The sequence below is a fragment of the Rathayibacter sp. Leaf299 genome (genome assembly GCF_001423055.1).
Lineage (GTDB): Bacteria > Actinomycetota > Actinomycetes > Actinomycetales > Microbacteriaceae > Rathayibacter > Rathayibacter caricis.
In genome coordinates, this window is record NZ_LMNT01000005.1 from 154,737 (window position 1) to 177,006 (window position 22,270).

Here is a 22,270-nt window from a genome sequence, read left to right on the forward strand (position 1 = left end):
CTCGGCCGTCGTCCCGTCGGCGTCAGGACCGCCCCGGCACCGCGATCCCGTGCTCGTAGGCGAACACGACCGCCTGGATCCGGTCGCGCACGCGCAGCTTCATCAGGATCTTCGACACGTGCGTCTTCACGGTCGCCTCGCCCACGAACAGCTGCGAGGCGATCTCGGCGTTCGACCAGCCCCGCGCCAGGTACACGAGCACTTCGCGTTCGCGGTCGGTCAGCTCCGCCACCGCCGGGTGCTCCTCCGGGTTGCGCGCGGGCTCCGCGGCGAAGCGCTCGATCACGCGGCGGGTCACGTCGGGCGCGAGCATGGCGTCGCCGCGCGCGACCACCTGCACGGCGTCGACCAGGTCCTCCGGAGAGGCGTTCTTGAGCAGGAAGCCGCTCGCTCCGGCCGAGAGCGCGTCGAAGAGGTAGTCGTCGCGGTCGAAGGTGGTGAGGATCAGGACGCTCGAGCACAGCCGCGGGTCCTTGACGATCTCGCGGGTCGCGGCGAGACCGTCCATCCCGGGCATCTGCACGTCCATGCAGATGACGTCGGGGCAGAGCTCGGAGGCGCGCTCGATCGCCTCGGACCCCGTGCGGGCCTCGCCCACGATGACGATGCCCGGCTCCGACTCCAGGATGATGCGGAAGCCCGCCCGGACCAGCTCCTGGTCGTCCACCAGCAGGACGCGGATGTCCTCGGTCATGCGCGGCCCCCGCTCGCTGCGTCGGTGCGCCCCCGCGACGCCCCGGTCGACGCTACCGGTTCGAGGGGCCGCTCCGGAGCGCGCACCCGCGACAGCGGCACGTGCACGTGCACGAGGTACCCGTCGCCGCGCGGACCCATCTCGATGCGCCCGCCGACCGCCGCGGCCCGCTCGCGCATGCCCGTCTGCCCCAGCCCGCACGACGCGGGAACGGTCGGGTGCGGGCCGGTGCCTCCGTCGTCGGCGACCTCGAGCTCGACGGCCTCATCGAGGTAGCGGAGCCGCAGCTCGGCCTGCGCGGAGGGTCCCGCGTGCTTGCGGACGTTCGTGAGCGACTCCTGCGCGATGCGGTAGAGGCTGAGCCCGACGGTGGCCGGGATCTCCCGAGGAGCGCCGAGAGTGCGGAACGAGGTGGGCAGTCCGGAGCCCGCGGACGCCTGGACGAGCTCCTCGAGCTGGGCGACTCCGCGGGTCGAGGCGGAGTCGGTGGGCGCCGAGTCTGTGACGCCCGCGGGGGTCGTCTCCTCGGCGCGGAGGGCGACCAGGATGCGGTGCAGCTCGTCGATCGCCGAGCGCGCGTCGTTCTCGATCGCGCTGAGCGACCGCGCCGCCTTCTCGGGGTCCCGCGCGAGGACGCGGCGGGCCGCTCCCGCCTGCACGCCCATCACGCTGACGTGGTGCGCCACGACGTCGTGCAGCTCGCGGGCGATCCGCAGCCGCTCCGACGTGACGGCGCGGCGGGAGGAGCGCTCGCGCTCGTCGTCGAGCTCGGCCGTGCGCGCCTCCAGCGCCTCGAGACGGCGCGCCGACTGCCAGGACGCCTCGCCGAAGACGTACGCGCTGCCGAAGTAGAGCAGGTTCACCAGGACCACGAGCGCCGACTCCGCCAGGTAGGGCGAGAGCGGGCCGACGGCCTCGGTCGAGGGCACGGTGCGGTTCAACCAGTCGCCGCTCACGAGCGTGGTCACGAGCCAGCCCAGCATCGCGATCGCGATCAGGAGGCGCACCACGAGGGCGCGGCGCCGGTCCGCCCCCCACGCGCCCACCGTGTAGATCGCGAGGAACAGGCAGATCTGGTTGAACAGCGACTCCGGCACCTGCAGCACGAGGCCGAGCGCGTAGACCACCGCGAGGACGATCGCGACGGTGGCCGGGAACCGGCGGCGGAACGCCAGCGGCAGCGTGAGAGCCACGGCCCAGTGCGCGCTGACGATCGGATGCGCCGCATCCGGGAAGCCGGCGGAGGTGTAGAGCAGGACCGAGAGCACGGTCGCCAGGAGCAGCACTCCCGCGCCCACCGCGTCGCGCACGTAGTTCGAGCGCGTGGGCGGTCTCCTCGACCAGCCGGCGTCGAAGGGATCGGCGGCGGCGACGGTGTCGGCACCTCGGGACATGGCGTCCAGAGTACGCGACGGGTCCCCGGCGGGGTCGGGAGACCGCCGCCGGGACCCGCGAGCGTTCTCAGTCGCGTCCGGTGATGCCCCGGGTCGACGTGATCACGTCGCCCATCTTCTTGGCCAGGGCCTCGTAGAACATCGACAGCGGGAACTCGTCGTCCAGCACCGCGTCCGTGAAGCCGCGCGGCGCTCCGAGGAGCACCTCGTCCGGCAGCCCGCGCGCCCAGGCCGAGGCGGGGTGCGGAGTGAGGACCGACGCGATCAGGGCGTGCGCGGCCAGCCAGTGCGCGGTCTTCGGGCGGTCGATCGAGCGCCAGTAGAGCTCGTCGATCGCGTCCGAGAGGGCGACGACCACGTCGGCGACGCCGTCCCACTCGAAGGCGAGCCGGGTGTCGGTCCAGTGCAGCACCCCGTTGCGGTGCAGCCAGGCGAACAGCAGCTGCCCGCCCAGTCCGTCGTAGTTGCGCACCCGCGAGCCCGTCAACGGGAAGCGGAACAGGCGGTCGAACAGGATCGCGTACTGCACCGAGCGGGCGCGCTCGGCCAGGCGCTCCTCCTCGTCGTCGAGGCGCTCGGCCGCGGCGAGACGGCGCTCGATCGCGACCGATTCGCGGAACGCCGTCAGGTCGCAGCGCAGCTCCTCGAGCGAGTACAGGAAGAACGGCATGCGCTGCTTGATCATGAACGGGTCGAACGGCAGGTCCCCGCGCATGTGGGTGCGGTCGTGGATGAGGTCCCACATCACGAACGCCTCCTCGGACAGGCGCTGGTCGGCGATCAGCCGACGCGCGTCCTCGGGGAGCTCGAGGCGGGTGATCTCGGCGGCACGGCCCACGACTCGGCGGAACCGGGCCGCTTCGCGATCCGCGAAGATCGCTCCCCAGGTGAAGGCGGGGACCGCGCGCATGGCGACGGTCTCGGGGAAGAGCACGGCGCTGTCCGTGTCGTATCCGGACGTGAAGTCGACGAAGCGCACCGGCACGAACAGCGCGTTGGAGTAGTCGCCGGCCTCGAGCTCGGCGACGAAGCGCGGCCAGACGACCTCGACGAGCACCGCCTCGACGTGGCGCTCGCGGCTGCCGTTCTGCGTCAGCATCGGGAAGACGACGAGGTGACGCAGTCCGTCGATGCGGTCGAGCTGGGGCTGGAAGGCCTGGAGGGAGTCCAGGAAGTCCGGCACTCCGAGGCCCTCGTCGCTCCACCGGCGGAAGTCGACCACGAGCGCCTCCAGGTAGGCGGCGTCGTGCGGGAACGCGGGGGCGAGCGTGCGGATCGCGGTGACGATGCGAGCGAGAGCCGCCCGCGCGTCCTCGAGGCGGTCGGGGTCGGCGAGGGAGCCGTCGGCGGCCTGCAGGGGCTGCACGGCGGCGACCGCCGCCGTGAGGTCGAGCCACGCGGAGGAGGACTCGACGCGGTCCTCGAGGACCTCCGGCTCTCCGACGACTGTGCTCTGCACGAACTGCGACATGGTGATCCTCCTCACGCTTCGAATCCCTGGTGGAACGGGTCGGATGCGACCCGACTCCGAGCGTAGGGGCCGTTGCGCGCGCTTTTCTTGCGTGGACCCGGAGCTGCACGGCGAGGTCGGCGCTCGCCGCGCACGCATGCGCCGCTCGGCGCTCGTTCCCAGCTCCGATCAGCGTTCGACCAGGGGTTTCGGAGGTTCGCCCCCCCGTTCGGGGCTAGATTCCTCCACGGCCCACATCAGCTCCGACAAGGGGTCGAAGATGGGGCGGACATCGCGGCCGCATCCCGAGTGCGGCCATCCGATCGATCGGCCACTCCAAACACCTGGCGGAGGGGCGCGACCGACGGGCCATCCTGAGAGAGAGGATCGGAGCGCGTGACGGGACCCGAACCCGGAAGCGACCACAGAACAGTCAGCATCGATCAGCAGTCCGAGAACATCCGCCTCCTGCCCTGGCCGCAGGCGGACGTCGCCGCACTCAGCGTCACCCGCGCGGAGTCGGACACCGGACACGAGGACGACGGCACCCTGCACGACCGCTACCTGCGCGGTTGGGCCGAGGGCACCGCCTTCTTCTATGTGATCGAGCTCGACGGCGACTGCGTCGGCTCCATCGGCTATTGGTACGGCCACTCGCGCGGCATCGTCGCGTACGAGACGGCCTGGGATCTCGCCCCCGAGGCGAGAGGACGCGGCGTCGCCGCGCGCTCGGTCCGGCTGCTGCTCGAGGAGGCCGCGGCGTTCCCGCTGCCCCGCTTCGTGCACGCCTACGTGCGCACGGACGACGCCGAGGACAGCGCGACGTGCGTCGAGGTCGGCTTCGACCGCGTCGACGTCGTCGAGAAGGGCGAGCCCCCGAGCCTCTACGCGGACTGGGCCTTCGACCTGGCGGCGGTCGCCTAGGGCGCCACTGATTGCGCGGGCATCCCCTGGATCGGGGTGCCCGTGCGCCGGAGCGACCCCGCGAGCGACGTCAGATCCCGTGCCTCGCGAGCCACGGCCGAAGGACCGCGAGGAACTCCTCGGGCCGCTCGACGCTCGGCAGATGAGCAGCCGACTCGAACACGTGCCCCTCGGCACCGGCGATCGTCGAGACGAGGTACTCGAACACGGGGAACGACTCCGACACGTCGTGCGCACCCACGAGCAGGAGCGCCGGCACGTCCAGGTCCACGACCCGGTCGTACGCGGGCGGCTCGAGCGGGATCGGCCGCGGCTTCTCGTGCTCGTGGCCCGCACGCCCCTCGGCGAGCGAGCGCACGGTCCGGACGAAGGAGGGGTCGAGCCCGTCCGGGGAGCGGCCCGGCCCGAAGGCCCACAGCTCCGCCTCCTTCCGCGCGACCTGCGCGTGATCGCCGGTGGTGAGCAGGGCGTCGATCTCGTCGAAGAGGGCGTCCTCCTCCTCCGTCAGCTCCGGATATGGGAACCCGCCGACGCCCGGGCAGATCGCGACGAGTCCGCTCACCCGGTCGGGGTGCGCGATCGCGAGGTCGAGCGCCGCGGAGCCGCCGCGCGAGCAGCCGATGACGACGGCCCGCTCGACCCCGAGGTGATCCAGCACGGCGAGCAGGTCGGCGCGCTCGTCGAAGTCGACGTCGCCGGTGGTCGTGCCGCCGAAGCCGCGGGAGTCCAGGCGCACGACGAGGTGGTCGCGGGCGAGCTCCGGAACCACCGGGTCCCACATCCGGAGGTCCGCGATGCCGGCGTGCACCAGCAGCAGGGCGGGGGAGGAGGCGTGGCCGTCCGCCTCCCAGTGGAGGCTCGCGCCGGGGACGTCGAGATGCGGCATGCCGACACGGTAGGCCGGGCCCCCTCCGGACGCAACGGCGCCGGACCCTAGGCTGAGAGGCGATCCCCGCGAGCACTGCGCTCGCCCGAGCGACGGAGGACACCACGGAGGGCGTGCTCACCGGTTTCGCGATCATCGGCGTGGTGATCGCCGTCGGCTACCTCATCGCCCGCTTCGGGCTCGTGCCTCCGGAGGGACGAGCGGTCCTCTCGCGCATCGCCTTCTTCGTGACGACTCCGGCACTGCTGTTCACGGTGCTCTCGCGGGCCGATGTGACGGTGCTCTTCTCGTCGTTCCTCCTGGTGTCGCTGAGCACGGTCCTGATCGTCGCCGCGGTCTACGTGCTCGCGTCGCGGCTGGTCTTCCGCCGCCCGCTACCCGAGACCGTGATCGGCACCGCCTCCTCCGCCTACGTCAACGCGAACAACATCGGGCTGCCCGTGGCGATCTACGTGCTCGGCGACCCGCAGTGGGTGGCCCCGACCCTCCTGCTGCAGCTGCTCCTGCTCGCGCCGACGATCCTGACGGTGCTCGACATCTCCACGAGCGGGCGCACATCGGTCGGCGCGATCCTGACGCAGCCACTCCGGAACCCCATGATCATCGCCTCGGCGCTCGGGCTGCTCGTGGCCGTCACGGGGCTGGAGGTGCCGGCGCCGGTGCTGGAGCCGTTCTCGATCATCGGCAACGCCTCCATCCCGCTCGTGCTGATGGCCTTCGGCATGTCGCTGCGCGGGCAGCGGCCGCTGGAGGCGGGCCCCGCGCGGATCGAGGTCGTCGTCGCGTCGACGCTGAAGTCGCTCGTCATGCCCGCGGTCGCGTGGACGCTCGGCCGCTTCGTGTTCCAGCTGGACGCCGAGCACCTGTTCGCGGTGACCGTCACGGCCGCCCTGCCGACCGCGCAGAACATCTTCAACTTCGCCTCGCGCTACGACCGCGGAGTGGCCGTCGCCCGCGACACGGCGCTCGTGAGCACGGTGACGGCGGTGCCGGTGCTCATCGCCGTGTCCCTCCTCCTGGGCTGACGCCGCCCGGGCCGCGTCCCGGGCGATCACGGTCGGCCGCAGCCGTGTCGCAGGACGGATGGGGGGCAGTCGCGCGACGACTCCCGCGCCGAGGGTCGCTTAGGCTCTTCCGAATGACCACCACGACGACCTCTCCTCGCGGCGCCTCCGGCGCCCCGCGCCGCCGTCGCCGCGGACTGTGGATCACGCTGAGCATCCTCCTGGTGCTCGTGATCGGCGTGATCGTCGCGGTCCTGCTGGCCGTCCGGACGTACGACAAGGCGATGACGGTGCGCGACAAGCTCACGTCGGCGATCCCGCTCGTCTCGCAGGCCGCCGACCAGCTCACCGGCTTCGACACGGCCGGTGCGCAGGCCACCTCCGGGCAGATCGCGACCCTCACCGGCGAGGCGCGCGACGAGACCGACGACCCGGTGTGGCGTGTCATGGAGGTCGTCCCGATCCTCGGTCCGAACCTCTCGGCCGTGCGCGCGGCGACCGAGATCGCCGACGACGTGTCGGCGAAGATCGTCACTCCGCTCTCGGGAACCTCGCTCGACGTCCTCAAGCCCGTCGACGGCCGGGTCGACCTCGCCGCGATCACCGAGCTCTCGGCCAGGATCGACGTCGCGAAGCAGGTCGTCGACGAGTCGAGCGAGCGGGTGGCCGGGATCGACCGCGGCGCGCTCGTGCCGCAGGTCGCCGAGGCGCTCGACGCCTTCGCCCCCCAGCTCGAGACCGCGACCGAGGCGATGGACCAGGTCCAGCCGATCACCGCGATCCTCCCCGACGCGCTCGGTGCGAGCGGTCCGCGCAACTACCTCGTCATGTTCCAGAACCTCGCCGAGGCGCAGGCGCTGGGAGGCGGCGCCTCCTCGGTCATGCTGCTCCAGGCCGACGCCGGTGCCATCTCGATCACCGAGCAGCAGTCGAGCCAGGACTTCCGCGGGCTCGAGTCGGTGGACGTCGATCAGAGCGCGCTGAACACGTTCGGCGGCAACCTGGCCACGACCTTCAACGTCTCGACCAGCCGCCCCGACTTCCCCACCGCCTCCTCCATCGCGACGCAGTTCTGGGCGCAGAAGTTCCCCGACCAGAAGATCGACGGCGTGCTCGCGATCGATCCCGTCGCACTGTCGTACCTGCTCGACTCCACCGGTCCGGTGGCCTTGACCGACGGCACCGTCCTGACGAGCGAGAACACCGTGTCGACGCTGCTGAACGAGGTCTACTTCCGCTACCCCGCCTCGACGGTCGGCGATCGGACCGACGCGTTCTTCTCGGAGGCGAGCGCGACGGTGCTCGGCAAGATCCTCAGCGGGGACATGGAGCCGACCCGCATGCTCCCGGCGATCGTCAAGTCGGTCGAGGAGAGCCGGATCCTGGCCTACAGCACGGATCCCGACGAGCAGGCGCTCCTCGCCCCGACCCCGATCGCGGGCATCCTCCCCACCGTCAACGACGCCACGACCACGACGGGCGTCTTCTTCCAGGACGCCTCCATCGGCTCGAAGATGGACTACTACCTCGACACCGCGGTGACGCAGTCGAGCGCGAACCGCTGCGCCGCCTCCGGTGCGACGTTCACCACCCAGGTGACGCTGACCAACACGATCTCCCGCCAGGTGGCGCGCACCCTTCCGTCCTACGTGGCGGCGAACGGAGGCGACGGCAGGTTCCCGCGCGGCGACTTCGTCACGAACGTCTACGTCTACGGCCCTCCCGGCACGACCGTGTCGGGAGCGAGCTGGGGCTCCGAGCTCGGCGACGTCGTGCAGACGAGCGACGACCTCGGTCGACCGGTCTCGAAGGTCGCCGTGCAGCTGTCGCCCGGCGAGTCCGCCACCGCCACGATCACGTTCACGGCGGGCGCCGCCTCCGGCTTCGGTGAGCAGGCCGTGCGCGTCACCCCGATGATCAACGCGACCGACGTCACCCTCGTCCCCGACCCCAGCTGCGCCGGCTGACCCGTCGGCCGCCCGCTCGCCTGCCTGAAGAGGATGCCGCCTTCTCTGCTGGTCGAGTAGCCCCGGAGGGGCGTATCGAGACCCACGTTCCCGCTGCCTGCTGGTCGAGTAGCCCCGGAGGGGCGTCTCGAGACCCACGTTCCCCGAGGTCCGGCCCGACCCGCCCGCTCAGGCCAGAGCAGACCCCGGGATCGCACTCGTGACCAGCCAGGACGCCAGGAACGCCGTGCCGACGCACAGCGCGAAGCCGACCAGTGGCACCCAGAACGCCCGGCGACCCACCAGGTAGCGCACGACCGTCACGGCCACCGCGATCAGCGTCAGCACCGGCGGGCCGAGCAGGGCGATCGAGACGCCCCAGTCGATCCGGTCGAAGTCGCACGCGATGTTCCGCCCCTCGCACTGCGCGGGGAACACCGAGAGGACGGCGGCGAGGTAGCCGAGCACGACCGCCACGAGTCCGAGCCCCAGGCAGCCGAGGATCGAGAGCACGAGGTCCCAGCGCCGGCGGCGCGGGCGCCCCGCCTCGAGCACCTCGCGGACGGTGCGGTAGGCGTCGGTCCGCAGCTCATCGTGCGCGCGACCGGCGGGGCCGGGGCGGGCGGCCGGTGCCGCGGGCCGGGCGGAGGAGGAGCCGTCCGCGGCCGCGCGCGCCCGCTTCTTCTTCGAGGAGGCCATCGTCAGAAGATCATGGGCCGGTCGTCGTCGAGGGTCGTCTCGAGATCGAGGTCGACCACCACGGGGACGTGGTCGCTCGGTGCGTCGCCCTTGCGCTCGTCGCGGTGGATCGACGCGGCCGTGACCAGCTCGCCGAACGCGTGCGAGCCGAGGACGAAGTCGATCCGGAGGCCCTCGTTGCGCGGGAAGCGCAGCTGCTTGTAGTCCCAGTAGGTGTACCCCTCGGGCACGAGCGGGCGCACGACGTCGCTCAGTCCGGCCGCCTCGAACGCGGCGAACGCCTCTCGCTCGGGGATCGAGACGTGCGTGGACCCGGGGCCCAGCGACGGGTCGCCCACGTCGCTGTCGAGCGGAGCGACGTTCCAGTCGCCCACGAGCGCGAGCGGCAGATCGGGCTGTGCGGTCAGCCACTCGCGGGTGCTCGCCTCGAGGGCGGCGAGCCACGCGAGCTTGTAGAAGTAGTGCGGGTCGCCGACGGCGCGGCCGTTGGGCACGTAGAGGCTCCAGACGCGGACGCCGTCGACGGTGGCGCCGATCGCGCGGGCCTCCAGGGGGAGCGAGCCGTCCTCGGCGGGGGCCTTGGCGAAGCCGGGCATGCCGGGGAAGCCGACCTGCACGTCCTCCATCGGGAGGCGGGAGGCGATGCCCACGCCGTTCCACTGGCTGATCCCCGCCATCTCGACGTGGTATCCCGCCTCGGCGAAGGCCTCGTGCGGGAACTGCTCGGGCTTGCACTTCAGCTCCTGCATGGCGAGCACGTCGACGTCCTCGCGGACCAGCCAGTCGACGACGCGGCCCGTGCGGGCCCGGATGGAGTTCACGTTCCACGTGGCGATGCGCATCCTCGAAGTGTAGGAGCCGCCGCCGACAGGACGGTGCGGGCGGTGGTGGGCGAGCGGACGCGGCCCGCCCGTCGGTCATCCGCCCGACGGATTGCGCAACCGGTGTCGGTGGTCGATGGTTGTCTGTGCGCCGTCCCGATCGGCGCCACCCGCGTCGTCCTCGGCGCCGCCGCCCGCGGTCGCCGCTCCTCCTTCCGTCGCCCTCCGCCGTCACCCGATCCGCCCGGTCGCCGTCTGCACGGGATCCTCCGATCACGACAGCCGTCCCTCCGGATCGGCCCGTCGCCCCTCCCCGCACTCCCCACCCCGTCTCGAGGAACCCCGTGATCCTGCTCCGACTCGCGTCGTCCTACGCGAAGCCCTACTCCCGCTGGATCGCGGCGGTCGTCGTGCTGCAGCTGATCTCGACGCTCGCGGCGCTGTACCTGCCGAGCCTCAACGCGGAGATCATCGACCAGGGCATCGGCACCGGCGACACCGACTTCATCTGGTCGACCGGCGTGACCATGCTGGGCGTCTGCCTCGTCCAGGTCGTCACCGCGATCGGGGGCGTCTACTTCGGCGCTCGCACCGCCATGGCGGTCGGGCGCGACCTGCGCCGCGACGTGTACCGCCGCGTCGACTCCCTCAGCGGGCTCGAGGTCGGCCGATTCGGCACGGCCACCCTCATCACCCGCGGCACGAACGACGTGCAGCAGGTGCAGATGCTCGTGCTGATGACCCTCAACTTCATGGTCTCGACCCCGATCATGTGCATCGGAGGCATCGTCTTCGCGCTGCGCGAGGACGTCGGCCTCTCGTGGCTGGTCTGGGTCTCGGTGCCGGTGCTGTTCGTCGTCGTCGGCGTGCTGGTCTTCCTCCTGCTGCCGCTGTTCCGCCTCATGCAGGACCGCATCGACGGCATCAACGGGGTGCTGCGCGAGCAGATCACGGGCATCCGCGTCGTGCGCGCCTTCGTGCGGGAGCCGTTCGAGTCCGAGCGCTACCGCCGCGCGAACGCCGCGATCACCGAGGTGTCGATCAAGGTCGGCAACATCTTCGTGCTGATGTTCCCGGCGATCATGATGATCCTGCACCTGGCCACCGCCGCCGTGCTCTGGTTCGGCGGGCAGCGCGTCGACGCGGGTCAGATGCAGATCGGCTCGCTGACCGCGTTCCTGCAGTACCTCCTGCAGATCCTCACCGCGGTGATGATGGGCGTCTTCATGGTCATGATGATCCCGCGTGCGGTGGTCTGCGCCGAGCGGATCGACGAGGTGCTGACCACGCGCACCAGCCTGACCACGCCCGAGGGCGGCGCCGACGCGCCCACCTCCGGCCGGGTCGAGTTCGACGGGGTCGTCTTCGGCTACCCCGGTGCCGAGCGGCCGGTGCTGTCGGGCGTCGATCTCGTCGCGGAGCCGGGTCGCACGACCGCCATCGTCGGCTCGACCGGTGCCGGCAAGACCACGCTGCTGGGCCTCGTGCCGCGCCTGTTCGACCCGCAGGAGGGGTCGGTCACGATCGACGGAGTGCCGGTCTCCTCCCTCGACCGCGCCCAGCTCGCCCGGGTCATCGGCCTCGTGCCCCAGCGCCCCTACCTATTCTCGGGCACGATCGCCTCGAACCTCCGCTTCGGGCGGCCCGAGGCCACCGACGCCGAGCTCTGGGAGGCCCTGCGCATCGCCCAGGGCGAGGACTTCGTCCGCAGCAAGGAGCACGGTCTCGACGAGCCGGTCTCGCAGGGCGGCACGAACGTCTCGGGCGGTCAGCGGCAGCGGCTCTGCATCGCGCGGGCTCTCGTCGCCCGGCCCCGCGTCTACCTCTTCGACGACTCGTTCTCGGCGCTCGACGTCGCGACCGATGCGCGACTGCGCGAGTCCCTCGCCGCGGCGACCACCGACGCGACCGTGATCATCGTCGCGCAGCGCGTGTCGACCATCCGGCACGCCGACCAGATCGTCGTGCTCGACGCCGGTCGCGTGGTCGGCCGCGGCACCCACGACGACCTCTTCGAGACGAACGCGACCTACCGCGAGATCGTCGAATCGCAGCTGAGCACCGAAGGGGTGGCCTGAGATGGCGCGCGTCCGCGACGCAGTGGAGGAGCAGCCGGCCGAGCCGGAGTCGCTCGCACCCGAGTACGAGCCCGGCGAGGCCGACGGCGGCATGTTCGGCGACGGACCGCCCGCCCGCAAGGCCCAGCACTTCTGGCCCTCCGCGAAGCGGCTCTTCAGCCTGCTCGGCCCCGAGAAGGCCCGGATGATCGTGGTCGTCGCGCTGGTCTCGGCGTCGGTCGTCCTCACCGTGATCGCGCCCAAGATCCTCGGCCAGGCGATGGACACGATCTTCAACGGCGTGATCGGGTCGCAGCTCCCCGCTGGAGTCCCGCTCGAGCAGATCATCGAGCAGCAGCGCGCCTCGGGCAACGGCACGTTCGCCGACATGCTCTCCAAGACCGACATCGTTCCCGGCGAGGGCATCGACTTCGTCGTGCTCGGCCGGCTCATCATCATCGTGCTGCTGATGTACGTGGTCGCCTCGGTGCTGATGTGGGCCCAGGGGTTCCTCCTCAACGGCCTCGTGATGCGCGTGGTCTACGGACTGCGGCAGGACATCGAGGCCAAGCTCAACCGCCTCCCGCTGCGCTACTTCGACACCCGTCAGCGCGGCGACGTCATGTCGCGCGTCACGAACGACGTCGACAACATCCAGACGGCGCTCCAGCAGGCCTTCTCGCAGCTCGTGCAGTCGGTGCTGACGATCATCGGCATCGCGGCGATGATGTTCATCGTCTCGTGGCAGCTCGCGCTGATCGCCCTGATCTCGCTCCCGCTGTCCGGCGTCATCGCGGGAGTCATCGGCGCGCGCTCGCAGAAGCTGTTCGCCGCGCAGTGGAAGAACACCGGCGCACTGAACGGCCACATCGAGGAGTCGTTCTCGGGCCTCGAGATCGTCCGCGCCTTCGGCCGCGACCGCGAGATGCTCGAGGAGTTCGACCGGCGCAACGACGACCTCTACACGGCCTCGTTCGGCGCTCAGTTCGTGTCGGGCATGATCATGCCCGCGATGACCTTCGTGTCCTACCTGTCCTACGTCCTCATCGCGGTCGTCGGCGGGCTCCGGGTGGCGTCGGGGCAGCTGACCCTCGGAGACGCGACCGCGTTCATCCAGTACTCGCGCGAGTTCACCCAGCCGGTGACCCAGCTGGCGAGCATGGCCAACATGCTGCAGTCGGGCGTCGCCTCGGCCGAGCGCACCTTCGAGCTGCTCGACGCCGACGAGCAGGACGCCGAGACCGTCACCGATTCGCTCCCCGAGCGCACCGACGGCCACGTCGAGTTCCAGGACGTCTCGTTCTCGTACGACCCGGAGCAGCCGCTGATCGAGGGGCTCTCGTTCTCGGCCCAGCCCGGGCAGACCGTCGCCATCGTCGGTCCGACCGGCGCGGGCAAGACCACCCTCGTGAACCTCGTGATGCGCTTCTACGAGCTCACCGGCGGGCGGATCCTGCTCGACGGCGTCGACATCACCCGCCTCGCCCGCGGCGACCTGCGCTCACGCGTCGGCATGGTCCTCCAGGACGCGTGGCTCTTCGAGGGCACCATCCGCGAGAACATCCGCTACGGCCGGCTCGACGCCACCGATGACGAGATCGCCGACGCGGCCCGCGCGACGATGGTCGACCGCTTCGTGCAGCAGCTGCCCGACGGCTACGACACGGTGCTCGACGCCGACGGCGGCAGCGTCTCGGCCGGAGAGCGCCAGCTGATCACGATCGCGCGCGCGTTCCTCGCGAACCCGTCGCTCCTCATCCTCGACGAGGCGACCTCGTCGGTCGACACCCGCACCGAGCTGCTGGTGCAGCACGCGATGGCGGCGCTGCGCACCGACCGCACGTCGTTCGTCATCGCGCACCGGCTGTCGACCATTCGCGACGCCGACACGATCCTCGTGATGGAGGCGGGGCGCATCGTCGAGCAGGGTGCTCACGACGAGCTCCTGCGCCGCCGCGGCGCCTACTACGAGCTCTACATGACCCAGTTCCGCGGAGGGAGCGACGAGCAGACGGGGGCGGCCTCGCCCGCGGGCCTCCCCGGAGGCGTCGAGACCGCCCCGTAGAGTGGCCCTGTGAACGACGCACGCCAGCAGCTCATCGAGTACATCGGCTCCGACGCCGTCTTCCACGGGGACTTCACCCTGACGAGCGGTAAGAAGGCGAGCTACTACGTCGATCTCCGCCGGGTCAGCCTCGACCACCGGGTCGCCCCGCTGATCGGGCAGGTCATGCTCGACCTCATCGCGCCGATCGAGCGCGTCGACGCCGTCGGCGGACTGACCATGGGCGCCGATCCCATCGCGTCGGCGATCCTGCACCAGGGCGCCGCCCGCGGGCTCGCCTACGACGCGTTCGTCGTGCGCAAGGAGCCGAAGGACCACGGCCGCGGTCGGCAGGTCGAGGGCCCCGACCTCGAGGGCAAGCGCGTCGTCGTCGTCGAGGACACCTCCACCACCGGCGGCTCGCCGCTGAAGGCCATCGAGGCGCTGCTGAAGGTCGGCGCCGAGATCGCCGGAGTCGCCGTCGTCGTCGATCGCGCGACGGGTGCGCGCGAGATCATCGAGGACGCCGGCTACCCGTACTTCGCCGCGATCGGGCTGGCCGACCTCGGGCTGAGCTGATGGTCGACGACGGCAACCGCGGACGCGGCGACCACTCCGAGGGCGAGGGCCGCCCGAAGGAGCCGGAGCGCCAGGTCGGCGGCAGCGAGTGGCTCCTGCAGCAGCTCAGCGGCGGACGGCTGAAGAGCATCTTCGACGCGCCGCGCGCGACCCCGACCGGGTCCGAGTGGAAGCCCGTCGATCCGCAGTCCGCACCCGCCGCGCCGTCCGAGCCCGAGGAGGCCGAGTCGGCGCCGGAGGAGTCGTCGGACGCGTCGGAGCAGACCGACGGTGCTCCTGACGAGTCCGCACTCGAGGAAGCCGCGCCGGAGCGTCCTTCCCGGGCGACCGGCCGTGACGAGTCCGAGGCGACGACCGTGCACGTGCCGCCGCTCGTTGCGGCCGAGGCCTCTGCTCCGCCGGAGCCGACCCTGGTCCTCGAACCGACGCCGCCGCTGCAGACCTCAGGGGCTGCGGAGGAGCGCGAGGAGGCGTCCCGCCCGAACCGCGAGCCCGACTCGGCCGACGAGCCCGATGCCAACCGCCCGCCCGCTCCGGCCCCGGAGCCCGAGCGCCCCGCGGATCCCGAGGCGGAGGCCGTCGTCGACCGCGGACCGGCTCCTGAGCCGGAGCAGACCGCGCCCCCTGTGCGCCCGCAGCCGCGCTTCGACGCCGCGCGCCGCGACCCTGCCGAGCGCGCCTCGACCCCGCGCTCGGCGCCTCCCATCGCCCGGCCTCTCGCGCCCAGCGCACCTCCCGTCGCTCGCGACGCCCAGCAGCCCGAGGAGCCGCGCGACGACCGTCCCGCCGGGGCCACCGCGCCCTCGCAGCGCGACACCGCGCCGAACGGCACCGTCTACCAGTGGCCCGACCCTCGCGGCGGCTGGGACGCGCCTCCCGTCTGGGAGGACGTCGTCACTCCGCCCGCCGATGCGGACGACGACGACGCGGGCGACGAGGAGCTCTGGCGGGGCACCGCGTTCGCGTGGAACCTCGAGCCGACGGACTCCGGTGATCCCGCCGATCCGTCCGGGTCGCGCGACGCCGCCTCCGCCGAGGGTGCCGACGCTCCGTTCAGCACGACGCCGGCGACGGCGCACGCGAACGCCGCTGGCGAGAAGACGCCCCGGTCCAGGCCCGCCCGCGAGAAGGCTCCCCGCGAGAAGGCTCCGCGCGAGAAGACCCCGCGCGCCGCACGGCAGAGGACCCCTCGCGCGGACGCCCCGGCGCCGAGCGGCCCCACCACCGCCGGCATCGCCACCGAGCCCCCCAGCATCGCCCCGCTCTCGCCGCCGTCCCCCGGGCGGACGGCGGGACGTCGCCGACTCCTGATCGCCCTGATCGCGGTCGGGGTCGTCGTGATCCTCGCCGTCCTCGCGGCCATCGGCTACGCCGTCGCGTCGGCGAACCGTCCCGAGGCCGCGGTGCCGGTCGCGACCCAGGCGCCGAGCGAGGAGGCGAGCGCGACTCCGGAGCCCACCGCGGTGCTGCCGACGGTCGGACCCCTGCCCGCCGGCACCTACGCGTGGAGCGCCCTCCTCGGCGGGGAGTGCCTGCAGCCGTTCGACTCCGTCTGGGCCGAGGAGTTCACCGTGGTCGACTGCGCCGCGCCGCACGCCGGCCAGCTGGTCGCTGCCGAGCCGCTGACCGAGACGGTGTTCCCCGGATCCGATGCGCTCGCGCTCTCGGTCGCCTCGCTCTGCCAGGCCGCCGGAGTCGTGGACGTCGCGGCGGCCGAGACCTACGGCGACGTCCAGGTCTCGGCCTCGTTCCCGGTCACGCAGGAGCAGTGGGACGCGGGCGAGCGCCGCTCGTTCTGCTTCGTGGACCGCGCAGGCGGCGGCGAGCTGGTCGGCTCGCTCGCCGGCACGCCCGCGGGCTGAGTCACACCAGGCTGCAGCCGTACGGCCCGGCGTCCGTCCCCGACAGCCTGAGGGGCACGTCGAGCAGAGGCCCGACGTGGGCGAGCTCGACGACGTCGGTGCCGTTGCCCACCTCGAAGGTGAGGCTCGCGTTCGCGCCGCGCACGGTGTACAGGTCCACGCCCGCCGGGTCGTCGGTGTCGGTCACCTGCGCCGTGCCCCCGAGCGCCGCCTCGAGCTCGGCGCGCGTGGAGCCGATGCCGGCACCGCCCGCGCTCCGGAGTGCCGGGCTGCTCACGAGGATCAGCCGCAGCGGAGCGGTCTCCTCGTCGGCGAGGAGTCCGAACGGGAACCGCCCCAGCACTCCCGCCTGCGTCTCGTCGGGGTAGTTCGGCACCCAGCGGCCGGGCGCTCCGTCGACCTCGACGCCCGCCTCCGTCCAGGCCGGGGTGCAGAAGTCCGCGTCGAACACGGCGAGGGCCGCTGCGCCGGCACCCCTGGGGATCGGCTGCCCGACGATCAGCGAGGCGGATCCGGCGGGCGCGATCAGCCCGTCCGGAGTGAGCACGAGGTCGCTGAGCGCGGGAGGCGAGGCCTGCGCGCCCGGGCCGGTGGTCGCGCCTCCGGTCGGCCCCCCGGCGCTCGGAGCGGTGGTCGTCGGCGCCGCGCTCGGATCAGCGGCCCCCGGGGTCGCGCTCGGATCCGTGGCGTCGGGCACAGGAGCCGCCGTCCCCGCGGCACTGGGAGTCGAGGGGGCTCGCGTCGCCGGCTCGGCGCATCCGGCCAGGGCGAGCAGCACCGCGGCCGTCGCGACTCCGGCGCGCAGAGCGGGGTGGAAGCGGGTCATGGTCGTCTCCTCGCGGGAGACGTTCTCGGCGTGCCCCTGCGTCAGTATCCCCGGCGTCGAGGGCCCGAGGGAACCGGCCGCCCCTGCTTGTAGGGTTGCCGATCGTGGACGAGAACGAGAGGCCAGCCGGGACCGGCCCCGCGCCCTCCGTCGAGGCGACGACCAACGGTGTGGGCCCGTGGATCGGCGAGCCTCCCGAGGACGAGCGGCTGGATCCGGAGCTGCTCGCGCACGGCGACGCCCGCAACGTGATCGACCGCTTCCGCTACTGGCGGATGGACGCGATCGTCGCCGAGCTCGACCGCTCCCGCCACCCGTTCCACGTGGCCGTCGAGAACTGGCAGCACGACATGAACATCGGCTCGATCGTGCGCAGCGCCAACGCGTTCGGAGCCCGCGGGGTCCACATCGTGGGTCGACGCCGCTGGAACAAGCGCGGTGCGATGGTGACCGACCGCTACCAGCACGTGCAGCACCACGAGACGGTCGCCGAGCTCGTCGAGTGGGCGCGGGCGGAGGGACTGCCGCTGATCGCGATCGACAACGTGCCCGGCTGCGTCCCGATCGAGACCTTCGCGCTGCCCGAGCGCTGCGTCCTGCTCTTCGGTCAGGAGGGGCCGGGCCTGTCGGACGAGGCGATCGCCGCCTCCGAGGCCGTGCTCGAGATCTCTCAGTTCGGCTCGACGCGCTCGATCAACGCGTCGGCGGCCGCGGCGGTCGCGATGCACGCCTGGGTGCTGCAGCACGTTCGCTTCTGAGCGCGAAAAACCGCGGCTCAGACCACGACGTCCGGCGGGAACTCCGACTCGAGGGGCTCGCCCGACAGCAGCTCGTGCACGCCGCTGAGCACCTCGTCGGGGCGGAACGGGTAGCGCTCGATCTCGGCGGCGTCGCTGATCCCGGTCATCACGAGCACCGTGTGCAGGCCCGCCTCGATGCCGGCGACGATGTCGGTGTCCATCCGGTCGCCGATCATGCCGGTGTTCTCGCTGTGCGCGCCGATCTTGTTCATCGCCGAGCGGAACATCATCGGGTTCGGCTTGCCGACCACGTAGGGGTCCTTGCCGGTGGCCTTGGTGATCAGCGCGGCGATCGCTCCCGTCGCGGGCATGACGCCCTCGGAGCTCGGCCCTGTCGCATCCGGGTTCGTCACGATGAACCGGGCGCCGCCGATGATCAGGCGGATCGCCTTCGTGATCGCCTCGAAGCTGTAGTTGCGGGTCTCGCCCACCACGACGTAGTCGGGGGAGGTCTCGGTCATGATGAAGCCGGCCTCGTGGAGCGCGGTCGTGATGCCCGCCTCCCCGATCACGAACGCACTGCCGCCGGGCATCTGCGAGGCGCAGAAGTCGGCGGTGGCGAGCGCGCTCGTCCAGATGCGCTCCTCCGGCACGTGCAGCCCCGAGGCGCGCAGGCGCGCGGCCAGGTCGCGCGGAGTGAAGATCGAGTTGTTGGTGAGTACCAGGAAGGGGGTGCCCGCGTCGGTCCACTCCTGGATCAGCTCGGGCGCGCCGGGGAGCGCCTTGTTCTCGTGCACGAGCACGCCGTCCATGTCGGTGAGCCAGGCCTCGACCTCGCCGCGATGTGCTGCCATGCCCCCGATGCTATCTCCGGCGCCAGCGTCTGAGCCGTCTCGACGTCACCCGATCAGGGACGGCTGCAGGTCGCGCAGGGTGCGGAACCGCGTCATGCGGACCACTCCGATCGCCGCGAGGGCGAGACCGCCGACCAGCCAGCAGAGCAGCACGAGGGAGTCGTGCAGCGCCGCGCTGCCGTCGCCGCCGTACATCAGCTGCCGCACGGCGTCGGTGGCGAAGCCCATCGGCAGCACGTGGTGCAGCGCGGCGAGCGGCCCGGGGAGGGTCTGCCAGGGGAATGTGCCGCCCGCGGTCACGAGCTGCACCACCATCAGCACCAGGCCGAGGAACTGTCCGACGCTCCCCAGCCAGACGTTGAGGGCCAGGATCATCGCGGCGAACGTCAGCGAGGCGAGGGCCATCACCCCGTAGACGCCGAGCGGCGAGGCGACGTCGAAGCCGAGGGCGAGCGAGATGATCGCGAACAGCCCGGCCATCTGGACCACTCCGAGCAGGCCCGGGGTCAGCCAGCCGGCGAGGGTGATCCGGAGGGGCGAGTGCAGCGCGGTGATCGCGCGGCGCGAGACCGGCTTCACGATCAGGAACAGGGCGTAGATGCCGATCCAGCCGGCGAGGCTCGCGAAGAACGGAGCCAGCCCGGCGCCGTACGTGCCGGCCGAGGCGACCTCGCTCCTGTCCACGGCCACCGGGTCGGCGATGGCGGAGGCCTGCGCCGCCTGCTGCTCGGCCGAGCGGTCGGGGATCGCGACGACGCCGTCCTCGAGGCCGTCACGGAGCGTGGTGGCGCCGGTGGTGAGGTCGCCGAGCCCGGTGGTGAGGTCGCCGAGTCCGTCGCGCAGGGCCGTCGAGCCGTCGAGGAGGGAGGAGGCGCCGTCGCGGACGGTCGCGGCCCCGTCGGCGGCGGACTGCGCCCCGTCGGCGGCGGTGGCGGCTCCGCTCGTCAGCTGCGACGAGCCGTCGGCCGCGCTCGCGATGCCCGCGGCGAGGGCCGGAGTCGCGTCGGCGAGGGCCTGCGCGCCGGTCGCGACCTGCGTCGCTCCTCCGGCGAGCCGGTCGATCAGCGCGACCTGGCCCTGCGCCTGCGCGTTCGCGGCCAGGGTGTCGTCGCCGAGCGGATCCAGCAGCGCGAGCACCTCCGCGATGCGCGCGGGATCCAGTCCAGACTCCTGCAGGCTCGCCTCGATGTCGCCGCGGATCACGGGGACGCTGTCGGCCACCTGCTGGGAGGCGGCGCCCACGGCGTCGGCCTGCGCGGCGAGGGCGGAATCGCCCGCGGCGACCTGCGCGGCGCCCTCGGCGAGGGTCGCGGTCTGCGCGGGTAGATCGGCCGTGGCGCCGCGCAGCTGCTGCAGGCCCGCGTCGAGCGTGCCGCTCCCGTCGGCGAGCTGCTGCACTCCGCCGGCCACCTGCGCGGTGCCGTCGGCGAGCGAGGACGCTCCGTCGGAGAGCTGCGCGGCCCCGTCGGCGAGGGTGCCGGCGCCGTCCTGCGCGGAGGCGGCTCCGCTCGAGAGGGTCGTCGCGCCGTCGACGAGCTGCGAGCCGCCGTCGACCGCCGTCGAGAGGTCGCCGCGGATCGTCGCGAGGCCCACGAGGAACTGGGCGGCCGCCTCCTCGTCGACCTTCTCGACGATGGAGGCGCGCAGCGTCTTCGCGGCCTGCTCGCCGATCGTGCTCGCGAGGTAGCTCGTGGCGTCGTTGGTGGTGAGGACGACGCTGGCGCGGTAGGGCGCGTCGCTGCCGCTCGAGGCGAGGGCGGCCGAGAAGTCCGCAGGCAGGGTGACGCTGAAGTCGTAGGTGCCGTCGTCGACTCCGGAGGCGGCCTCGGTCGACGAGACGCGGTGCCAATCGAACGCGTGGTCCTCGAGGAGCTGGTCGGCGACCTCGTCGCCCGTGTTCGTGGCGGTGCCGTCGTCGGCGGTCGTGCCGGCGTCGTCGACGACCAGGGCCACCGGGACGTCGGGCAGCTTCGCGTACGGGTCCTGGTTGGCCCAGAGGTACAGGCCGCCGTAGAGGATCGGCACGAGCATCAGCGCGATCAGCGCGAGGCGGGCCATCGGGGTGGCGGTGAGGCGGCGCAACTCCGCCTGGATCATCTGGGGGACGCGGATTCTCATGAGCGGGTGTCGTCGATCGGGTCGGGGGTGGTGCCGGGGAAGTGCGAGGGGGCGAGGGCGCGGTGGAGAGCGCCGGCGGTCTCCTCCTCGACGCCGTCCTCGAGGGTCGCGAGGGCGGTGGGCGGTGCGGGGTCGAACTGCGTGCGGAGGAGATCCGTCGCGGCGATGGCCGAAGCGGAGGCGGTGCCCGCGATCACGAGGACGGCCGGCCCGCGCGCGGCGAGCTCCTTGGCGAGCGCCCACCACGCGGCGGGGTCGCCGCCGTGGCGGTCGGGAGAGACGATCACGAGCGCCTCCACCCCCTCGCGCAGCAGCGCGAGCTCGGCGAGCACGCGGACGCGCTCGAGCGCGGGGAGCTCGGACACCGGTCGGCGCGCGAGGTCGGCGACGCCGAGCGCCTCGAGCGCGCGCGAGACGGCGCGCGGGTGCGAGGAGCGTCCGGCGAAGACGAGCTCCTCGGAAGCCATTCCGGCGAGGGTCACGTCGGGGGCGGGCTCGCTGACCGCCGGGGCGTCGACCAGGGCGACCGCGGCGCGCATCCGCTTCGGGTCCTCGGCTCCGTCGACGGTGATGCGCCCGCTGTCGGGGCGCATCCGCCCGCTCGCGAGGAGGCCGAGGACCGTGGGGCGCTGCTCCGTCTCGGTGAGGGCGAGGGTCGCCGATCCGCTCGAGAACGTCAGCGAGACGGCCGGGAGCGCTCCGCCCTTGGCGACGTCCTGCAGCTCGATCCTCACGAGCGGGCCTCCTCGGCGGCGACCCGGGCGGCGAGCGCGTCGGCGTCGGTCCAGCCGAAGCCCGCGATCGCGAGGACGTCGACCATGACGAGGCGCTCGGCCTCCGCCTCGCCGAGATCGGAGTCGGCGGCCTCGTCGAGCACCGCGATCGCCGCGTCCTCGACGAGTCGCGCCAGGCGACCGGCGTCGAGATCGGGGCGGAAACGGCCGGAGGCGATGCCGCGGGCGGCGGTCTCGCGCAGCTGGGCGCGCACGGGCTCGAGCGTCTGGGCGACGAGCTCGGCGAAGGGGGAGCGCAGGGCGGAGCGGGCGGGGACGCGGATCGACTCGACCTCGCGCCACATCCGCGAGCCGATCAGCGCGAGCTCGCACGCCGGGTCCTCGTGCCGCACCGGAGCGAGGACCGCGGCGATCCGCGCGGCTCCCTCGCGGAACACGGTGGTGAGGAGCTCCTCGCGGGAGGAGAAGTGGCCGTAGACGGTGCGGCGCGTCACTCCGGCCTCGCTCGCGATCGCCTCGAGCGAGGCGTCGGAGTCGGTGCGGAGGAGGGTCCGCGCGGCGAGGAGGATCGCGGCGCGGTTGTCGGCCGCATCGCGTCGGGGTGCTCTGCTCGTGGTCACCCGTCCATCGTACGAAGT

Annotated in this window: 19 protein-coding genes; 8 read left to right on the top strand and 11 right to left on the bottom strand. The window is 72.5% G+C overall.

The window, feature by feature from the left end:
* Positions 1-22: 22 nt before the first annotated feature.
* From ASF48_RS16705 to ASF48_RS16715, 3 genes are all read right to left on the bottom strand, one after another.
* Positions 23-694 (bottom strand): response regulator, encoded by a 672-nt coding sequence (locus ASF48_RS16705; RefSeq protein ID WP_055794153.1) that lies wholly within the window; start codon positions 692-694, stop codon positions 23-25.
* A complete protein-coding gene (locus ASF48_RS16710; protein ID WP_055794156.1) occupies positions 691-2,088 on the bottom strand; it encodes a sensor histidine kinase in 1,398 nt (465 codons plus the stop codon). The genes ASF48_RS16705 and ASF48_RS16710 overlap by 4 nt, the downstream gene beginning before the upstream one ends.
* Positions 2,089-2,155: 67 nt before the next feature.
* Positions 2,156-3,559: a DUF6421 family protein gene (locus ASF48_RS16715; protein WP_055794158.1), complete on the bottom strand. Its 1,404-nt coding sequence runs from the start codon at positions 3,557-3,559 to the stop codon at positions 2,156-2,158.
* 375 nt (positions 3,560-3,934) lie between these two features.
* Between ASF48_RS16715 and ASF48_RS16720 the strand changes: the two genes are divergently transcribed.
* Positions 3,935-4,462: a GNAT family N-acetyltransferase gene (locus ASF48_RS16720; protein WP_055794161.1), complete on the top strand. Its 528-nt coding sequence runs from the start codon at positions 3,935-3,937 to the stop codon at positions 4,460-4,462.
* Between the two features lie 70 nt (positions 4,463-4,532).
* Here the strand turns inward: ASF48_RS16720 and ASF48_RS16725 are convergent, their stop codons facing one another.
* Entirely contained in the window at positions 4,533-5,348 is an 816-nt protein-coding gene (locus ASF48_RS16725) for an alpha/beta fold hydrolase (protein ID WP_055794162.1), read from the bottom strand.
* A gap of 113 nt (positions 5,349-5,461) precedes the next feature.
* On the opposite strand from ASF48_RS16725, the gene ASF48_RS16730 reads away from it, so the two are divergent.
* Both ASF48_RS16730 and ASF48_RS16735 read left to right on the top strand, forming a co-directional pair.
* Positions 5,462-6,373 (top strand): AEC family transporter, encoded by a 912-nt coding sequence (locus ASF48_RS16730; protein WP_235577277.1) that lies wholly within the window; start codon positions 5,462-5,464, stop codon positions 6,371-6,373.
* 113 nt (positions 6,374-6,486) lie between these two features.
* Positions 6,487-8,319, top strand: a complete 1,833-nt coding sequence (locus ASF48_RS16735; RefSeq protein ID WP_055794167.1) for a DUF4012 domain-containing protein — start codon at positions 6,487-6,489, stop codon at positions 8,317-8,319.
* Positions 8,320-8,487: 168 nt separating this feature from the next.
* Here the strand turns inward: ASF48_RS16735 and ASF48_RS16740 are convergent, their stop codons facing one another.
* Both ASF48_RS16740 and ASF48_RS16745 read right to left on the bottom strand, forming a co-directional pair.
* Positions 8,488-8,997, bottom strand: coding sequence for a DUF6264 family protein (locus ASF48_RS16740; RefSeq protein ID WP_055794169.1), 510 nt, complete (start codon positions 8,995-8,997; stop codon positions 8,488-8,490).
* Between the two features lie 2 nt (positions 8,998-8,999).
* Positions 9,000-9,839, bottom strand: a complete 840-nt coding sequence (locus ASF48_RS16745) for an exodeoxyribonuclease III (RefSeq protein ID WP_055794171.1) — start codon at positions 9,837-9,839, stop codon at positions 9,000-9,002.
* A gap of 323 nt (positions 9,840-10,162) precedes the next feature.
* Here ASF48_RS16745 and ASF48_RS16750 point away from each other — a divergent pair, with 323 nt between their 5' ends.
* The 4 genes from ASF48_RS16750 to ASF48_RS16765 are packed head-to-tail and all read left to right on the top strand — an operon-like array spanning position 10,163 to position 16,360.
* Positions 10,163-11,896: an ABC transporter ATP-binding protein gene (locus ASF48_RS16750; protein ID WP_055794173.1), complete on the top strand. Its 1,734-nt coding sequence runs from the start codon at positions 10,163-10,165 to the stop codon at positions 11,894-11,896.
* Between the two features lies 1 nt (position 11,897).
* Positions 11,898-13,940 (top strand): ABC transporter ATP-binding protein, encoded by a 2,043-nt coding sequence (locus ASF48_RS16755; RefSeq protein ID WP_055794174.1) that lies wholly within the window; start codon positions 11,898-11,900, stop codon positions 13,938-13,940.
* Positions 13,941-13,949: 9 nt separating this feature from the next.
* The gene (pyrE, locus tag ASF48_RS16760; RefSeq protein WP_055794176.1) at positions 13,950-14,498 is read left to right on the top strand and encodes an orotate phosphoribosyltransferase; all 549 of its coding nucleotides are present in this window, start codon (positions 13,950-13,952) and stop codon (positions 14,496-14,498) included.
* Positions 14,498-16,360: a hypothetical protein gene (locus ASF48_RS16765; protein WP_055794177.1), complete on the top strand. Its 1,863-nt coding sequence runs from the start codon at positions 14,498-14,500 to the stop codon at positions 16,358-16,360. The genes pyrE and ASF48_RS16765 overlap by 1 nt, the downstream gene beginning before the upstream one ends.
* A gap of 1 nt (position 16,361) precedes the next feature.
* Here the strand turns inward: ASF48_RS16765 and ASF48_RS16770 are convergent, their stop codons facing one another.
* Complete coding sequence (locus tag ASF48_RS16770) at positions 16,362-17,186, bottom strand: hypothetical protein (protein ID WP_055794180.1); 825 nt, start codon at positions 17,184-17,186, stop codon at positions 16,362-16,364.
* A 104-nt stretch (positions 17,187-17,290) separates the two neighbouring features.
* Here ASF48_RS16770 and ASF48_RS16775 point away from each other — a divergent pair, with 104 nt between their 5' ends.
* The gene (locus ASF48_RS16775) at positions 17,291-17,944 is read left to right on the top strand and encodes a TrmH family RNA methyltransferase (protein WP_055794338.1); all 654 of its coding nucleotides are present in this window, start codon (positions 17,291-17,293) and stop codon (positions 17,942-17,944) included.
* A 17-nt stretch (positions 17,945-17,961) separates the two neighbouring features.
* Here the strand turns inward: ASF48_RS16775 and ASF48_RS16780 are convergent, their stop codons facing one another.
* The 4 genes from ASF48_RS16780 to ASF48_RS16795 are packed head-to-tail and all read right to left on the bottom strand — an operon-like array spanning position 17,962 to position 22,252.
* Entirely contained in the window at positions 17,962-18,780 is an 819-nt protein-coding gene (locus tag ASF48_RS16780; RefSeq protein WP_055794182.1) for an HAD-IIA family hydrolase, read from the bottom strand.
* A gap of 45 nt (positions 18,781-18,825) precedes the next feature.
* Entirely contained in the window at positions 18,826-20,892 is a 2,067-nt protein-coding gene (locus ASF48_RS16785; RefSeq protein ID WP_055794340.1) for a YhgE/Pip domain-containing protein, read from the bottom strand.
* Positions 20,893-20,894: 2 nt separating this feature from the next.
* Positions 20,895-21,632, bottom strand: coding sequence for a hypothetical protein (locus ASF48_RS16790; RefSeq protein WP_200931039.1), 738 nt, complete (start codon positions 21,630-21,632; stop codon positions 20,895-20,897).
* Positions 21,629-22,252, bottom strand: coding sequence for a TetR/AcrR family transcriptional regulator (locus tag ASF48_RS16795; protein ID WP_055794184.1), 624 nt, complete (start codon positions 22,250-22,252; stop codon positions 21,629-21,631). The genes ASF48_RS16790 and ASF48_RS16795 overlap by 4 nt, the downstream gene beginning before the upstream one ends.
* Positions 22,253-22,270: the final 18 nt, after the last annotated feature.

Bases quoted from the DNA above. Each gene is read 5' to 3' on its own strand.
- ASF48_RS16770 (WP_055794180.1), bottom strand. From the start codon at position 17,186: ATGACCCGCTTCCACCCCGCTCTGCGCGCCGGAGTCGCGACGGCCGCG.
- ASF48_RS16765 (WP_055794177.1), top strand. From the start codon at position 14,498: ATGGTCGACGACGGCAACCGCGGACGCGGCGACCACTCCGAGGGCGAG.
- ASF48_RS16705 (WP_055794153.1), bottom strand. From the start codon at position 694: ATGACCGAGGACATCCGCGTCCTGCTGGTGGACGACCAGGAGCTGGTC.
- ASF48_RS16725 (WP_055794162.1), bottom strand. From the start codon at position 5,348: ATGCCGCATCTCGACGTCCCCGGCGCGAGCCTCCACTGGGAGGCGGAC.
- ASF48_RS16735 (WP_055794167.1), top strand. From the start codon at position 6,487: ATGACCACCACGACGACCTCTCCTCGCGGCGCCTCCGGCGCCCCGCGC.
- ASF48_RS16715 (WP_055794158.1), bottom strand. From the start codon at position 3,559: ATGTCGCAGTTCGTGCAGAGCACAGTCGTCGGAGAGCCGGAGGTCCTC.
- ASF48_RS16710 (WP_055794156.1), bottom strand. From the start codon at position 2,088: ATGTCCCGAGGTGCCGACACCGTCGCCGCCGCCGATCCCTTCGACGCC.
- ASF48_RS16755 (WP_055794174.1), top strand. From the start codon at position 11,898: ATGGCGCGCGTCCGCGACGCAGTGGAGGAGCAGCCGGCCGAGCCGGAG.
- ASF48_RS16745 (WP_055794171.1), bottom strand. From the start codon at position 9,839: ATGCGCATCGCCACGTGGAACGTGAACTCCATCCGGGCCCGCACGGGC.
- ASF48_RS16780 (WP_055794182.1), bottom strand. From the start codon at position 18,780: ATGGCAGCACATCGCGGCGAGGTCGAGGCCTGGCTCACCGACATGGAC.
- ASF48_RS16740 (WP_055794169.1), bottom strand. From the start codon at position 8,997: ATGGCCTCCTCGAAGAAGAAGCGGGCGCGCGCGGCCGCGGACGGCTCC.